The sequence below is a fragment of the Mucilaginibacter sp. P19 genome, from assembly GCF_050632265.1.
In the GTDB taxonomy this organism is placed as follows: Bacteria; Bacteroidota; Bacteroidia; order Sphingobacteriales; family Sphingobacteriaceae; genus Mucilaginibacter; species Mucilaginibacter gossypii.
In genome coordinates this window covers 5,702,155-5,716,955 of sequence record NZ_CP192586.1, presented here as the reverse complement: position 1 = coordinate 5,716,955, position 14,801 = coordinate 5,702,155, and the positions used below count along the sequence as shown (strand labels likewise).

Below are 14,801 nucleotides of genomic sequence, written 5' to 3'. Positions count from 1 at the left end.
AAGGAGGAATGTCATAGTATCGAATTAAAATTTAATTCTCCATTTTAAAGCCCCCGCGATAAATTTTCTATCGCAGTGTTACTTATTTGTTACTTTTTGAATGTAACTAATTGTAATACAGTTATAAATTCAATTCCTGCCATTTGGCAAATGTAAGCGCAATTACGGGTTTCTGAATATTTATATTGACAAGGAATATTTTGTTCCGGGCACCCGGGTCACTGAGTCAGACAAAGATAATCTTAAGATCATGCACTTTGCAGTAAAAGAGAGAACGAATTAAATTTTTCAGGCCACGGTTATAAGCAGCCTGTCAAAGTAAATTATAACCTGTTAGACTACTTTGATCAATATTTGGTCAAGAATTTAATTATAAATTGAAGTGCTTTATTATTAACCTTAAGCGATATTTTCCCAAAGAGATGGCTTTAGTTCATGACATAGATGAAGATTTGTTAGACAAACTATATGATAAGGACAAGTGGGTATTTCTTGACCTCAGGCTTTATCCGGTTTCCTATTGAATTACTTGTTGTTTTACCATGTCTTTAAGGATCAGTTGCCCGTATTCATGGCCAAGGGCCTCTGAATCAGATGGATTAAAAGACTGTGTTTGTACAGAGTAGATCAATTGTTGGGTGTCCATTTCATAGAGGTTACTTTCCCAAAAGTACCGGGTATTTGTCACATAGTAACCGGGCTCATAAATGCGGCGGGATATTGCTGTATGGTACCCCAGAAATGATTGTAATAATAGCTATAGGGTGAATAGTAATAAATATGGCCCGGGACATAGCTTTTTTCTTTCTCCTTATCGAGCATTACGATAGTGATAACAGCGTCAATTCCGTCATTTTTAATTTTGCTCATTGCCGTTTGCTCGTCCATTTTGTCGAAGGCTTTGGGGCCATATTCCTGCATTGATGCTACAGCATTATAACCCCGGGCCTTTAAATCGCCCGCCATATGGTTTTCCATGTTCTCTTGAAGAGTCCGGTCTGCGGCCCGGACAAGTCCTAATACCAGTATCTTATTATATTTATGGGGGGCAGCATTTTTGGCTTTCCATGAGCTTGTAATTTTGGATGTGGCGCATCCGGCCACGATCAGTAACAGGGCTATGCCCGTCAATTTTATTCTTTTCATAACTTACAGCTTTAAATAAACCACTGTAAATTATAAGTATTTATTGTGATGCAAAATGATTGCGGTTATACTATGAAATGATAAAAATTACATTACAAACCTCGATGTGAATTTGGTATGGCAGTCATTTTTGCTGAGCAAGCGCAAAAATATGAAGCGGTTAATCACCGGTGCTTTTTACGATTCAAGTTGAGTTTTTAAATTTTTGGCCCGCGGAGGTCTTCCCCTCGCGCACGTAAGGTATAAGATGCATTAGGTATGCCGTACATTTAAAGATAGTAAAATAAGGCCGGGCAGTTGATTTGGTGGGGAGCATTTTAAAAATACTCTTACACCCGAACTTAGCATGAAATTGACTTCCCGGTTATGACGATTTTTTTGCCAGGACTATGCGTACGGCCGATAGCTTATTGGCAATCGCAGCAAAACCGGGTGCCAATGTGGTGCTGGTAAATGCTTGTTTCATAGCCCTAAACCATTTCCCGGGCAACAACGATAGCGATTTTACGGTGAGTAACAAATGTTGAAAACGAAATGCTTTTATGGCCACGAGCTTTAAATAAAAAAAGGGTAGCCTGAAATTCTTTGTTTTACGAAATTGAGAAAACAAGTAAGGAATTATAATTGCTTTAGGAAGGCGTCTGTTATACAGCGCCTCATTATGCTCTAAAAATGAAATTTGGTGGTTAATCAAAATCCATCGCGTATTATTCAATATTTAAAAGAATGATTATTATCATTCTTTTGTAATTAACTTCAGAATATCTTTATAAAAGGGCTAACACAACTTAATTGATATAATTTATAGCTCTTTCATTTCGGGCCTATTGTAAGCACCAATTTAAATAAGGCATAACCATATGAGCGATTTTAAAAAATATTAATAGCAACAGATGATGGCCCGACATCTGAAATTGTTGCACTAAAAGGATTTCAATTAGGAAAGAAACTCAATGCGGAAATCGCATTAGTAAGCGTTGTTGACACAACAGTTTTAGTAAGCGAAACCGGGGCAACAAGTCAGGAATTGGCAGAAATTATTAAAAGTAACCATGTTGATAATCAACAAATATTAATTGAAAAAGTATTTGGTGATTTTAAAATTTGGTCATTTGTGGAACAAGGAAATCCTTATGAGGCTATTCTGAGAGTTGCAAAAGAATGGGAAGCTGATTTAGTAGTACTCGGAACACATGGCAGAACCGGGTTATCCAGTTTATTGGTAGGTAGTGTATCGGAAAAAGTGATCAGGCATTCAACAATACCCATATTTATTGTACCGACAAAACATGATTGAAAAACTATTTCCCGGTACTCATCACGCAGAAGAAACTGTCCGCAGGTCTATTGTAAAAGCTATCAGTTATAGGGCCGCCATTTTAATTCTTGATTTCGCAGCCATCTATCTGTTTACCGGACAAATAAAAGTTGCGGTTGGTTTTATGATAGTCAGTAACGTTTACACCACTATCGGTTATTTTTTTTATGAAAGAATTTGGGATAAAATTAGATGGGGTAAAATTATTTATAAAACAACAGATCAATAATGGGGGTATAGTGCCTGTAGTTTTACCACCTATTTACCCGTATACAATGCTTTGATATGTATAGTGTCATCATTAATAATAAAGAGCATCACGGCGAAGCAGGTCAGACTATTCTGAACCTGCTTCATCGCATTGGCGTTGATGTGCCGGCTCTTTGCTATGATGAGCGCCTGCATCCTTTTTCTGTTTGTCGTTCATGCTTGGTGAAGGTAAAAGGCCAGGACCAATTGCAACCGGCCTGCCGCACCCTCCTTACTGATAAAATGGTAGTGGAAACACATACTTCTGAAATTGAGGATTATAGGAAAGGCATATTGCAAATGTTGGCAAGGGATTATCCTTTTTCTGAGGTAACAAGATTCCCGCAAAAGGAATTTCATCAATGGCTAAAACATTACGGCATAACAGAAGAAACTAAAAATACAACCACCCCGGTTATTGATAGTTCACATCCCTATATGCAAGTGGATATGGGACGTTGCATTAACTGTTCGAGATGCGTAAAGATATGTGATGAGCTACAGGGACAATTTGTATGGCATATCATAAACCGTGGCGATAAGACTAAAATTATTTCCGATTCTAAGAGTTTGTTCGCCGAAAGCTCATGCGTAAGTTGCGGCGCATGTGCTGATGCATGCCCTACTGGGGCCATTGAAGACAAGCAGGCGATCAAATTGGGTACGCCCGACGATATAACAAGATCAGTTTGTGCTTATTGCGGGGTGGGATGCGAAATAGAAATTGGAGTAAAAGAGCAGAAAATTGTAGGGGTACATCCTGCCAAAAATGCCCTGGTTAATAAGGGACATCTTTGTGTTAAAGGTCGTTATGCATGGGAATACATGTATGCCGGCGACCGGATCACACAACCTATGATACGATGCGCCGGTAAATGGAAGAAAGCATCATGGGATGAAGCCATTAAGTATTGCGCGGAAAGATTAACATCGATCTCCAAAAAGCACGGAGCTGACAGCATAAGCATCATCGGCTCGGCAAGAGCTACTAATGAAGACAATTACTGTATACAAAAATTTGCGCGGGCTGTTATCGGGACAAATAATGTGGATAATTGCGCCAGGGTTTGTCACCAGCCTACAGCCAAAGCCATGAGCATGGTTTTGGGCACGGGCGCGTCCACAAATTCTTTTGATGACATTGAAAGGGCAAAAACAATACTGGTTGCAGGAGCTGATACCACCGAGAGCCATCCGGTAGTAGGTGCAAGAATTAAGCAAGCTGCAATTAAAGGCGCTAATCTCATCGTGATAGATCCACGGAGAACAGAACTGGCAGAATATGCCACCTTTCACCTTCAGTTAAAGCCGGGAACCAATATCCCTTTATTTCATGCAATGGCCCACGTTATCGTATCCGAAAAGTTGCATAACGAAGAATTTATTATAAACAGAACCGAAGGATGGGATGAGTTTAAAAAATTTATAGCAGAATGGACACCGGAAAGAGCAGCGAAAATCTGCGGTGTTCATCCACGCCTGATAAGAGAATCGGCCCGCCTGTTTGCGCAAAAATCCCCGTCCATGTGTTTTCACGGTCTTGGGTTAACGGAACATACGCAAGGGACGGAGAATGTTATGGCGCTCATAACAATTGCACTGCTTACCGGGAATATAGGTAAAGAAGGTGCTGGCATAAACCCTTTACGCGGGCAAAATAATGTGCAGGGATCGGCTGTTATGGGCTGCGACCCTGCGGTATATACCGGGATGGCCTCCGTAAAAACAGAACGAAAAAGATTTGAGGAGCTATGGAAGACAGATCTTCCAGCCACCCGGGGATTAACTCTCCCTGAAATGCTTGATGCCGCTGTAGCGGGAGATTTAAAGGCAATGTGGATCATAGGGTATGATGTTTTTTTACTATGCCCAACTCAAAGCATACCAAAGAAGCTTTTGATATGCTTGATTTTATTATTGTTCAGGATATGTTTATGAACGAAACGGCGAAAAAGTTTGCCGATGTTTTTTTACCCTGCGCTTCTTCTTTTGAAAAAGAGGGAACCTTCATGAATACGGAAAGAAGGATTCAAAAAGTAAGAGCTGCAGTATCCCGGCCACAAGAAGTGAAAGCAGATTGGGAGGTTGTTTGCATTATGGCGGCTGCGATGAAAAAAAGGAACTATTTAACTTCTCATCTGCACAGGACATATGGAATGAAATAAGAGATACCTGGAGTGCAGCCTATGGTATAACTTATGAGCGGTTGGATAATAATGGTATCCAATGGCCCTGTCCAACTACAGATCACCCCGGAACAACCATTCTTCATACCGAAACTTTTCCACGAGAAGGCGGCAGGGCAAAATTATCAATAATTGAATTTTGCCCTACTCCTGAACAGGTAACACCCGCATATCCGTTTATCCTGATAACCGGCAGGACGCTTTATCATTTTAACGCAGGTAACATGACCTACAGAACAGCCAACAAAGATATTTGCCGTGCAGATTTGCTTCACTTAAACCCAAAAGATGCAAATATCATCGGCTTGCAAGATGGAGATACTGCAAGAGTGGTCAGCAAATATGGCGAAGCCTCTCTGACGGTATGTATTGATAACTCGTTAAATAAAGGTGAGGCATTCAGTACATTTAATGATGCCCGGGTTTTTATCAATAAAATAACCAGTTCGCTGCGTGACAAATATGTGCAAACACCCGAATACAAAATCACAGCGGTTAGAATCGAAAAATGGTCGGCGTGAAGCACGTATGCAGGAGAAAGGGGCGAATATATACTACCTTTTCTAATAAAATGATCTTTCTGCCTCATTCATGTTGCGTTCAAAAGATTCTACCTGCCCGATCGTAAAGCTGTAATGCGGACTGTTATTGATCCCCTTGCCCAAGGCGGGCGTAAAAACTTTTTTGAATGCTGTATCTTTTGCAAAGGTGCTTTTGAAGTATAAGTTAACCTTCTCCTTGTTAACGGCCTCCAGTCTTTCCACCGCTTTGCGGTTTAACATGGTCATTTAAAGGTCTTCCGTACTCTTGTCCATCAAGGGCGAAAGGATCACATATAGCAAGATAATGCCGTAACCACAACCCAATTGAATGCAGGTTTGATTTAACAGTTTTTGGGGGTGCCGGCTGATCGGGTTTTTATAATTCAAAGATGGTCTGCATTCCGTCCGCAGAAAATGCGGTGGCGTCTTTAAAATATGATCTTAAACGAGTTCCGGGATCGATGACAAGCATCATTTGAGATTCTGATATTGATCATTTATAAACTGTGTGCTATTCAGGTACTTTGTTAATAAAATTCACCGATGAAAAATAAAAGAAACGATAGCAGGCCTGTACCGCCGGAAGCTCCCTCGGTGCCGCCACAACCGGAAGTAAAACCTTCTGCTGAACCCGTAGCGCCCGTCTCCCCGGCCGAAGCTCCTGCTACAAAGCGCCAAGAACTGCCTCAGGAACCATCGCCCTATGATTTTCCCCCTCCTGGAGAAGGCCTTTTTCCGGAACTATTTTGAAAAAGTTTGAACCCAGCGATCATGAAGATAGCAACAGACAACGAAACCTTGAAAACGATCTTTAAAAGAAGAGCGGTGCGGCAATATCTGCAGGATATGCCCGATGATGATATCCTGGAAAAGGTAATAGATGCCGGACGAATGGCCCCTTCTGCCATGAACGGGCAACCCTGGAAGTTCTATATCGTGACCCACAGGGATACCATCACATCATTTTCTAAGGCGATTGGCAAGGTTGCGTTAAAAGCAGTTGCACATGCTGCGGTTAAACATCCAGTGAAAACGCTCAAAACACTGTTGCATTTTTCACCAGGGCCTATTGGCCTGGAATCCGACGATCCGATCTTTCATGGCGCGCCGGTCGTTGTATTTATCACCTCGCCCAAAGGGAATGAATGGGCGGGCCTGGATATCGGTATGTGTGCGCAAAACATGATGCTGGCCGCCAAATCGCTGGGCCTGGATAGCTGCCCTGTAGGGTTTGGTAAATACATTGAACAAACACCGGTTTATCATAAGCTTGGGATACCATCCGCAGAAGAAGTTGAGTTGGCGATCATTTTCGGTTACGGCAATGAAAAACCCGATCCGCACCCGCGGGCGAAAAATAATGCCATCTTTATTGACCGGATGGAATGCTGCTGAGGCCCCGGTTATCAGGCGGGTAACGTATACCTTTCCAATATTGCATTAAATATATCGCTTCGTGACGCAATAGCGTTGAGCCCTGCATTCTCTATAATTTCCGCGCACAGCGTAATACAGTTACTTAATTGCATGATGGAGGCCGTTTTTTGACCGGGGATTTTCAGCGGCCTTTGAACGCCATCAGTTACCGCTTTGCGGATACTTTTTCAGTATATGCCGAACCAGGCTATTTCGCGTTAAAAGGTCATTATAAAAGGGAAGCGATATCGGAACGTATCCTTATTTTACGTTGTCCATACGTTACAGCGTGGATCTCTGACGTTATGCCGCTCTTCAAAATTGTGATCAGGGTCATAAGGATTCATGACTAAAGACATGGGCGTTTTCGCTGCTTCCTGTATCTTTATCTTATACAAAAGAAGGTTTAATCAACAATAATTTAGATTGATAGTTATGAACAATTTAGCAAACAAGGTGGCTATTGTTACTGGCGCCGGTTCAGGAATTGGCAAGGCAATCGCCGTTTTGTACGCCTCGGAGGGCGCTAAAGTTGTGGTTTCCGATATCGATGAAAAAGGAGGAAAGGAAACACTTGCAACGATCAAAGCAAAAGGCGGAGATGCCATTTTTGTTAAAGCGGATACCTCTGTTCCGGATGAGCATAAAAAGCTGGTTGAACAAACTGTCCAGCAATTCGGTGGCCTTCATATCGCGGTTAACAACGCCGGGATCGGCGGTCCGTTAAATACTGTTAGTGAGTATCCGCTCGATGGCTGGGACAAAGTTATTTCAATTAACTTATCCGGCGTCTTTTATGGGATGCACTACCAGATCCCGGCCATGGCCCATTCTGGGGGAGGAAGCATTGTGAATATGGCTTCTATTTTGGGCAAGGTAGGTACCAAAAGTTCGCCGGCTTATGTGGCCGCTAAACATGGCGTGATCGGCTTAACAGAGGCCGCAGCATTGGAATACGCTGATCAGGGAATACGCATCAATGCTGTTGGTCCGGGCTATATTCAAACCCCGTTGCTCGATGTCCTGGACGATACAACCATCAACCTGCTTAAGGGATTGCACCCGATGGGCCGGCTGGGTAAGCCTGAAGAAGTGGCCGAACTGGCGCTTTGGCTTAATTCTGACAAAGCGTCCTTCGTTACCGGGTCTTACTATAATGTCGACGGAGGTTATTTAGCGCAATGATCTGATCAGATAAAACGATCATGGCTGGCCCGAAAAAACAACAACTGTTCAGCCCTGCGCGTATCTTGTTTTACACGCTGTCCGTCGTGGTATTTTATCTTGTCATTCATTATATCGGTAAGCTGAGGGACATTCGCACGCTATTGCTGCAGATGAGCATGGTCTGGCTTTTGCTGGCCCTGGCGGCTCAACTAACAACATATCTGTTCAATGTACTGATTCTCCGCACACTTCTGAACGGTCAAACCGGGGACGCTGATATTCTGACCCTATTTAAGCTGTCAGTAGTGATCATGTTTGTTAACCAGGCGTTACCGACAGGGGGAATAAGCGGCAATAGCTACATATTCGGCCAGCTGGTCAAAAGAAAGGTTCCGGCATTGGCCGCATTTAAGGCCCTGGTCCTGGAGTCTATTTGCTATTATATGGCTATTTTGGTGCTGTTAGCTGCTTTTTATGGCTGGTACGCCTTTCATACCGTAAGAGTAAACCGTGTTATCAGTTATACGGTGGGCACCGGGATTGTATTTTTTACAGCGTTGAGCATACTGATGCTTATCGTCGCCGACAGGCGAGCACTCTCTTTTATCTTCCGGAAACTGAAACGGTATAAATGGCTTAGGCGGCATATTGCAAAAGCCAGTCTTTTGTCTTCAAGAAAAGGCGAACAAACCAACTGGCGGGCCTTATTCAAAAACAACGGCTCTGTCACCACTGCGGTCATGCTACAAATGGCTATCCTCACATTTGATGCCCTAACCGTCTTTGCAATCCTGCAGGGCTTTCATGTAACACTTGAGGGCTCCAAAATTATGCTCGGGTTACTTTTGACCCTGGTTATCGGTTCATTACCCATTTCGCCAGGTGCGCTAATCGCTTACGAAAGCGCGATGACCTTCTTTTTTACGCTGCTGGGGGTACCGGTACACGCAGCGCTGGTCTTAACCCTGCTTTTTCGCTTTTTCACGTTCTGGCTGCCTATCCCGGTGGGGCTGTTCCTTTACCGGGACCTCCAACGCGGCTAAACCTGGCCCAGGATCATATTCCAATGTGCGCTCCGTCATTTACCAGCCACTCAACAATTGGTATTTTGCAGTAGTCATTAGTTGATATACTATTTATGAAAAGCATACTTGTATTGACAGACCTTTCAAAAAACGCTGCGCACGCGGCCGAATCTGCGGCCTGGCTCGCCGATCAACTGCATGCCGGGCTGGTGTTATGGCATTGTGAACCGAAGATTCCGGTCATGCCGGGCTACGCCGGGGGAGCCATGATCGCCCGCGCAATACTTGGACCCGATGAGGGCAAAGAAGCCGTTCACGATGCTTTATCGAAACTGAAAGACCATATTTCCGGCACGGGCGGCAAATATAAACCACAGCTCAGTGCCCGTTACTGTGAAGGTAGCCTTCAGGAAGAACTGCGGAAGGAAATTGCCGGACAAGCATTTGAGATGATAGTGATAGGTGCCTCCACCGATTGTGCGGCCGATCATGTTTTTTTTGGTAGTGATACCTGGAAGGTTATAGAAACGGCAAATTGCCCGGTACTCGTCGTGCCACCGAAAGCTGGCCTGGACCAGCTATCTAAAATCGTTTTTGCCACCGATTTTGAACCTGAGGACTTGAAGGCGATCCTTTACCTGGAGGAATTAAGCAAAACCCTGGATTTCCAAAGTGAGATCGTTCACGTTACCCTGAACGGTGAGAACGATGTAGGAAAGATCGAAAAGGAAAATGCGTTCAGCCGTCAGTTGGTGGAGCTAAAACGCCCTGTTTCCATTAAAGAGATCAGGGGAAAGGAAGTGGTCGTTCGTTTGAATCGGCTCTGCGTGCAAACCCGCGCGGATCTGCTGGGCATGACCCATCATCAGTACACTTTTTTTAAACGGCTGTTCAGTGACAGCGTAGCGAAAAAAGAACTCGCACATCAGAAGATACCGTTGTTGGTGTTCCCGGTTTATCAAAAAAATCATGATCGTCATTGTATTTGGACTTTTTCTATAAAAAACCGCTGAAGAATGCAGTCGGACACGGGAAAATACCCCTATTGATCTGTGCTGAAAATTCACTTCGCCATGACAGAATTTAGCCGTCGTACCTTTACCGGCACAGGCCTGGTTATAGTAATCATGTCTGCCACTTGGTGTGGCCCTTATAGTTTTATGACGCTGTTGTTGCTGATCGACCTGCTCAGCCTCATGGAATTTTACCGCCTGCTGGAAATACCTGGTGCAAAGACTTCGAAGATAGGCGCCGCTTTGTTGTCTATGGTCCTGATGCTTTCAGGCTTTGGCGCCATAACCCATTTAACCAGTTGGAAATGGACGCTCATGGTGATACCCGTCGCTTTCAGCATTTTTGTCGCAGCGCTTTACCGCCACACCAAAAAGCCTTTCCAGGGGTTGGCCATTACCTTTTTAGGTGTCATTATAATCACGTTACCCCTTTGTTGCTTCGCCGCGATTCCATTTTTAGCCAGGCCGCACGGCAGCTACCATTTCGCGCTGCCCGCGGGTTGTTTTTTGTTGTTATGGGCTAATGATACAGCAGCCTACCTGTCCGGACGCTGGCTGGGCAGGCATCCGCTGTTTTTGCGGATATCTCCAAAAAAACCTGGGAGGGCAGTGTGGGTGGCCTGGCCGCGGCCTTAACCGTAGCATGTGTGCTTGCTCAGTTTTTCACGCTTTTAAGTCCAACGGAATTAGCTATATTGTCGGTCACGATCGTCATCACCGGCACTTTTGGCGACCTTGTTAAATCGCTGCTTAAACGAAGCCTGGATATCAAAGATTCCGGTACGATCCTGCCGGGCCATGGCGGGATGCTGGACCGGTTCGACAGCCTGTTAGGTTCGGCACCATTTATTTTTGCTTATTTAATCTTGTTGGCATGGTGAGCAGCAAAGTCTACCGGGTGGTTAACCTGATCACTTTTTACCGACTGGTTGCCGCACCGCTGTTGTTGTTCTTGCTCCTGACAGGACAGTTCACTGTTTTTAAATGGTTGTTGGCCCTGAGCTTTTTTACAGATGCCATCGATGGCTGGCTGGCCCGCAGTTTTAAAGTGATTAGCCTGCTGGGAGCGCGCATCGATTCAGTTGCCGACGACCTGACCATACTGGTGGCGATCCTGGGTATCCTCCTGTATCGGCCCGGCTTTTTGCGCGGCGAATGGCTACTGGTTGGGGGCATGACCCGCTCTATGCTATGCAGAACTGCATGGCACTGATCCGTTATGGTAAACTGACCAGTTTTCATACTTACGCTGCAAAGGTCGCCTCTGTACTGCAGGGGGTATTCCTGGTTCTGGTCTTTTTCCTGCCCGAACCTGTGCCGTTCCTGTTTTACCTCACCGCCGGCTTAACTATCATTGACCTCGCCGAAGAAATCCTGCTCGTATTGATACTGCCGCAATGGCAAGCTAATGTCAAAGGCCTATACTGGATGCTCAGGCAGATTAAAAAGCGCGGCTCTGGAAGATAAAATGGAACACGATGAAGATCAGGGCCAGGATCACGGCCACCAGGAGCAGGAAGGGATACGGATTTATGTCTCCATTTACTTTTCGTGTTTTCAATAAACGTTTCATGACCGTTTTATATCATTCATTTTCCAATATCTTCTTTCTTTCCCTGTATTCCTCTTCGGTTATTTCGCCCGAGGCAAAGCGCTTCTTCAGGATATCAAGGGGCGAATCCTTTCTTTTCCGTTGACCTGGAAGATCATAGGGCGTTGCAAATATCCCAAATAATATAACTAACCAAAGGAGCCACCATAACAAGTGCATTCCCCAAAAATGATAACCGTGATAAAAATAAAACATGGGTCGAAATTTTTTAATTTATAGTAAAGGCGTTTTGCGTAAGTTCCGCGGCGGAGGCTGGTTGCCAGGTTGTCCGTCATATTTAAGACCGGGCGGAAAAACTAAAATTGCCAATTGCTGACCGGAGATCATTGCCTGTGATTCACTATGACCAAAGAACCTGGAAATAAAGGAGTGTTGCCCATGGGTCATGGCTAAAATACTGGCGCCGTTTTTAATACAGTAATTCTGTAGCCCTTTATGGATGTCATCCGCTTGCACATGGTTATAGTTGAGCCCGTGATGATCAAGGTATTTACGGAAGGCGACCTCGGCGCCGATATGGGTAACTACTTCTCCAGGTTGGATGATATGGACAATGTCAAGGCCAAAACTCATACGTGGCAACAGCTCTTGCAGGCAACTTATTGCGGCTATATCGGCGATGCCGAAGTCCGTGGCAAAAACAATTTTTCCAGAAAGGTTTATAGCTGCATCAGGAGGAATGATCAGTACCGGTTTGCGGGCTTTCCGGATGACCGCCGTTGTGTCGCTGCCGCCGAGCAGATGCTCCAGTGCGTCGCCAGACCTGCCACCCATGATCACCATTTCAATATCCGGCGCTGCAGTAAGTTCACCGATGACGTCGCCCAGGATTCCTTCGCCGTTTCTTTCCCCTATGTCCACATGGAAGCCCCGTGTCATGACGGCAGTCTCCCTGAGTTTGTCGGCCTCTTGTATCAGGCGTTCTTTGCTGTCTTCAAAGAGCATCCCGGCTGTTTCGGTCACATAGGGGCCGCCGCCATTGCCCGGTATCAACGGGACATAAGGTAGGGTATGATATAAGAGGATGCCATCGCCCAGTTTGCGGGCCATATCCAGCGCTGCCACTTCGGCATGAGCCGCATTAGCTGAAAAATCGGTGAGTACAAGCAACTTTTTCATTTACATTTCTTTTTTAATGCGCGCCATAATTTTAGTGCTTCAGCTTGCAGTTTCCGCATCCTTTCCATGCATTGCGCCTGCTCGTCTTTTTCGCAGATCGGAAAATCCGTTTTTAGCAGATCCGCATCGGTTAGAGTAGTCGGCTTATTGCTTTTTTGGCCATTATACTGAATTTGAAATCAAAGTTACCCGGCGGGCCGGTACCGAAGAATGACTGCCGACACTGCAATGCCTGATCTCAAGCACTTTAAATCGCCAAGGTGATGAATATCAATTACCGACATGACAACCATCATCGCTATCCCGCTACCATAAGGGTAGTTTTGACCCATAAACTTTGCAATGGAAACGATGTCAACCACTTCCTCTCTCCGCCAACTCCTGTATGAGGATGTCAGCCGGATGATCAGTGCAGAAATGCTCTTGAAAAGCAGCGTACTCGGGTGGATAAACAAAGGTAACTCGGCCTCCCTGAAAATGCTGATGCTGGGCTATCAGGATCTTGTTGAAAAACATATCCGGCAATTGGGAGCATTCCGCCGGGAAGAACAGATCACCGCCTGCATACCGGGCAACGGTGTAATGAGCGCTTTTATCGCGGATGTGGATGACAGGCTTTCCGCATGTACCCGCCCCGAGGTAAGAGATGTTTGCCTGCTGTCGGCCATACAAAGCATTAATCATTTCAAGATCAGTGTTTATGGTACGATGGCTGCGTTTGCCGGGGCTGTCAGACTGGAAAAGGCCGGCCTGATGTTTCACCAGGCGGAGCTGGATGAGAAAGAAATTGACGAGCGGCTTTCATACCTGGCCGAACATGAACTAAATCGGAAGGCTATGTCGCCGGCCGCAGCGACCGAATAGGATATTAAGAAAAAAGAACCATGAAAACTCAACTTAGCCCGGATATCATTGAAGTGCTGAATGCCCTACATTACCGTCCTGCTTTATCGCTGATCCTGCCAATGGATGCGCAGGTTAGCCTTAAGGCAGAAATAGCACATAAGCTAAAGATAGCAGCCGATAACGCTGCGCGGGAATTGCGCCGCGATTATCCAGAAGAGCAATGTGCGCTCCTGACCAAAAAGCTGCAAAGCCTGTTGGAGGGGCTGATCCTGCCCGCTGACAAGAAAGGAATTGCTATTTATGTGTCGCCGGTATTTGAAAAGGTGCTGTACACTGATTGTTCCGTAACCGAAAAGCTGGTGATCGACGAGATCTTTCGAGATCCGTGATCTGCTGTACGACGCCAAACAGCACCATAAAGTTCTTTTGCTGGTGCTAAGCGGTCAGGAAACCAAGATTTTTCTCGGAGATCGCGGCACTTTGCAGCCATTGCCTTCTAACATACCACGGTCAATTTATGATTATGTGCCGGATGGCCCGGAAAGGGTTGGAAATTTTTCAGACGTCAGCGAGCATAAGCAGGTAGTTGTCGACAATTTTCTACGCCATATAGACGAGGAGCTGGGCAATTTGATCCATGAGTATTCTTTACCTGTTCTGCTGCTTGGTGCTGAAAGGATACTCGGCCATTTTGGAAAAATCAGCAAACATACTTCCGCGATCATCGGTCAGGAAGCGGGTAATTATGAACATGCTACCCTAACTGAATTACAGGAGGTGATTGCACCTTGCCTGGCCAGCCTGCAAAAGCAACGCGAATGCGAATTATTGGTACGGCTGGACGAGGCCGCGGGCCGGCAGCGGCTGGCTAAAGGGGTTTACGATGTGTGGCGGGCCGCCGCCGAAGGCAAAGGCCAGTTGCTGGTCGTGGAAAGGAATTATAGTTTTCCGGCCATGCATAGCGCTGAACCCGGGATGATTGAAGCGCTGACCGAACCCTATGATCATTTTTCGTACATCCGCGACGCAGTCGACGATGCGCTGGAAAAGGTGTTGAAGGGTGGCGGCGACGCAGAATTCGTGGCCGACGGCGTGCTTGGAGATTTTGGCCATGTCGCCCTGGTCAAATACTATGCGCCATGAATTCCTGATTCGGGTCATT

At 45.4% G+C, this 14,801-nt stretch carries 19 protein-coding genes and 1 pseudogene; 15 read left to right on the top strand and 5 right to left on the bottom strand.

What is annotated here, in order from left to right:
* Positions 1–517 precede the first annotated feature (517 nt).
* Both ACQ86K_RS27995 and ACQ86K_RS27990 read right to left on the bottom strand, forming a co-directional pair.
* On the bottom strand, positions 518–646 hold the full coding sequence (locus ACQ86K_RS27995; RefSeq protein ID WP_256337496.1) for a hypothetical protein: 129 nt from the start codon (positions 644–646) through the stop codon (positions 518–520).
* 38 nt (positions 647–684) lie between these two features.
* Positions 685–1,146 (bottom strand): hypothetical protein, encoded by a 462-nt coding sequence (locus ACQ86K_RS27990; protein ID WP_091171819.1) that lies wholly within the window; start codon positions 1,144–1,146, stop codon positions 685–687.
* Positions 1,147–2,023: 877 nt separating this feature from the next.
* Between ACQ86K_RS27990 and ACQ86K_RS27985 the strand changes: the two genes are divergently transcribed.
* From ACQ86K_RS27985 to ACQ86K_RS27965, 5 genes are read left to right on the top strand one after another with little or no spacing between them, the layout of a single operon-like run.
* Entirely contained in the window at positions 2,024–2,443 is a 420-nt protein-coding gene (locus tag ACQ86K_RS27985) for a universal stress protein (protein ID WP_431200949.1), read from the top strand.
* Complete coding sequence (locus tag ACQ86K_RS27980) at positions 2,436–2,693, top strand: DUF2061 domain-containing protein (RefSeq protein WP_091171822.1); 258 nt, start codon at positions 2,436–2,438, stop codon at positions 2,691–2,693. Before ACQ86K_RS27985 ends, ACQ86K_RS27980 begins: the two co-directional genes overlap by 8 nt.
* A 56-nt stretch (positions 2,694–2,749) precedes the next feature.
* A complete protein-coding gene (locus ACQ86K_RS27975) occupies positions 2,750–4,651 on the top strand; it encodes a molybdopterin-dependent oxidoreductase (protein ID WP_431199163.1) in 1,902 nt (633 codons plus the stop codon).
* Complete coding sequence (locus ACQ86K_RS27970; protein ID WP_431199162.1) at positions 4,615–4,878, top strand: molybdopterin-dependent oxidoreductase; 264 nt, start codon at positions 4,615–4,617, stop codon at positions 4,876–4,878. Before ACQ86K_RS27975 ends, ACQ86K_RS27970 begins: the two co-directional genes overlap by 37 nt.
* Complete coding sequence (locus ACQ86K_RS27965) at positions 4,791–5,420, top strand: molybdopterin oxidoreductase family protein (RefSeq protein WP_431199161.1); 630 nt, start codon at positions 4,791–4,793, stop codon at positions 5,418–5,420. Before ACQ86K_RS27970 ends, ACQ86K_RS27965 begins: the two co-directional genes overlap by 88 nt.
* 42 nt (positions 5,421–5,462) lie before the next feature.
* Here the strand turns inward: ACQ86K_RS27965 and ACQ86K_RS27960 are convergent, their stop codons facing one another.
* On the bottom strand, positions 5,463–5,681 hold the full coding sequence (locus ACQ86K_RS27960; protein WP_091171826.1) for a hypothetical protein: 219 nt from the start codon (positions 5,679–5,681) through the stop codon (positions 5,463–5,465).
* A 531-nt stretch (positions 5,682–6,212) separates the two neighbouring features.
* Between ACQ86K_RS27960 and ACQ86K_RS27955 the strand changes: the two genes are divergently transcribed.
* The 7 genes and pseudogenes from ACQ86K_RS27955 (at position 6,213) to ACQ86K_RS27925 (ending at position 11,529) form a co-directional block, all read left to right on the top strand.
* Complete coding sequence (locus ACQ86K_RS27955; protein ID WP_091171830.1) at positions 6,213–6,836, top strand: nitroreductase family protein; 624 nt, start codon at positions 6,213–6,215, stop codon at positions 6,834–6,836.
* Between the two features lie 456 nt (positions 6,837–7,292).
* Entirely contained in the window at positions 7,293–8,042 is a 750-nt protein-coding gene (locus tag ACQ86K_RS27950) for an SDR family NAD(P)-dependent oxidoreductase (RefSeq protein WP_091171832.1), read from the top strand.
* Positions 8,043–8,062: 20 nt separating this feature from the next.
* Positions 8,063–9,067 carry a lysylphosphatidylglycerol synthase transmembrane domain-containing protein gene (locus ACQ86K_RS27945; protein WP_091171834.1) on the top strand — a complete coding sequence of 335 codons (1,005 nt, stop codon included), beginning with the start codon at positions 8,063–8,065 and terminating at the stop codon, positions 9,065–9,067.
* Between the two features lie 95 nt (positions 9,068–9,162).
* A complete protein-coding gene (locus ACQ86K_RS27940) occupies positions 9,163–10,062 on the top strand; it encodes a universal stress protein (protein ID WP_431199160.1) in 900 nt (299 codons plus the stop codon).
* Positions 10,063–10,122: 60 nt separating this feature from the next.
* Positions 10,123–10,943 (top strand): annotated as a pseudogene (locus ACQ86K_RS27935) (phosphatidate cytidylyltransferase).
* Positions 10,940–11,275 (top strand): CDP-alcohol phosphatidyltransferase family protein, encoded by a 336-nt coding sequence (locus ACQ86K_RS27930; RefSeq protein ID WP_218134484.1) that lies wholly within the window; start codon positions 10,940–10,942, stop codon positions 11,273–11,275. The pseudogene ACQ86K_RS27935 and the gene ACQ86K_RS27930 overlap by 4 nt, the downstream one beginning before the upstream one ends.
* Positions 11,266–11,529 carry a hypothetical protein gene (locus ACQ86K_RS27925; RefSeq protein WP_218134485.1) on the top strand — a complete coding sequence of 88 codons (264 nt, stop codon included), beginning with the start codon at positions 11,266–11,268 and terminating at the stop codon, positions 11,527–11,529. The genes ACQ86K_RS27930 and ACQ86K_RS27925 overlap by 10 nt, the downstream gene beginning before the upstream one ends.
* Positions 11,530–11,647: 118 nt before the next feature.
* On the opposite strand, the gene ACQ86K_RS27920 is transcribed toward ACQ86K_RS27925, so the two are convergent.
* Entirely contained in the window at positions 11,648–11,869 is a 222-nt protein-coding gene (locus tag ACQ86K_RS27920) for an SHOCT domain-containing protein (RefSeq protein WP_091171840.1), read from the bottom strand.
* Positions 11,870–11,887: 18 nt separating this feature from the next.
* The gene (locus tag ACQ86K_RS27915; RefSeq protein ID WP_091171842.1) at positions 11,888–12,793 is read right to left on the bottom strand and encodes a universal stress protein; all 906 of its coding nucleotides are present in this window, start codon (positions 12,791–12,793) and stop codon (positions 11,888–11,890) included.
* A gap of 342 nt (positions 12,794–13,135) precedes the next feature.
* On the opposite strand from ACQ86K_RS27915, the gene ACQ86K_RS27910 reads away from it, so the two are divergent.
* The 3 genes from ACQ86K_RS27910 to ACQ86K_RS27900 are packed head-to-tail and all read left to right on the top strand — an operon-like array spanning position 13,136 to position 14,782.
* On the top strand, positions 13,136–13,657 hold the full coding sequence (locus ACQ86K_RS27910; RefSeq protein ID WP_091171846.1) for a ferritin-like domain-containing protein: 522 nt from the start codon (positions 13,136–13,138) through the stop codon (positions 13,655–13,657).
* A gap of 20 nt (positions 13,658–13,677) precedes the next feature.
* Positions 13,678–14,028, top strand: a complete 351-nt coding sequence (locus ACQ86K_RS27905; RefSeq protein WP_431199159.1) for a hypothetical protein — start codon at positions 13,678–13,680, stop codon at positions 14,026–14,028.
* Between the two features lie 43 nt (positions 14,029–14,071).
* Positions 14,072–14,782, top strand: a complete 711-nt coding sequence (locus ACQ86K_RS27900) for a hypothetical protein (protein ID WP_431200948.1) — start codon at positions 14,072–14,074, stop codon at positions 14,780–14,782.
* Positions 14,783–14,801 lie beyond the last annotated feature (19 nt).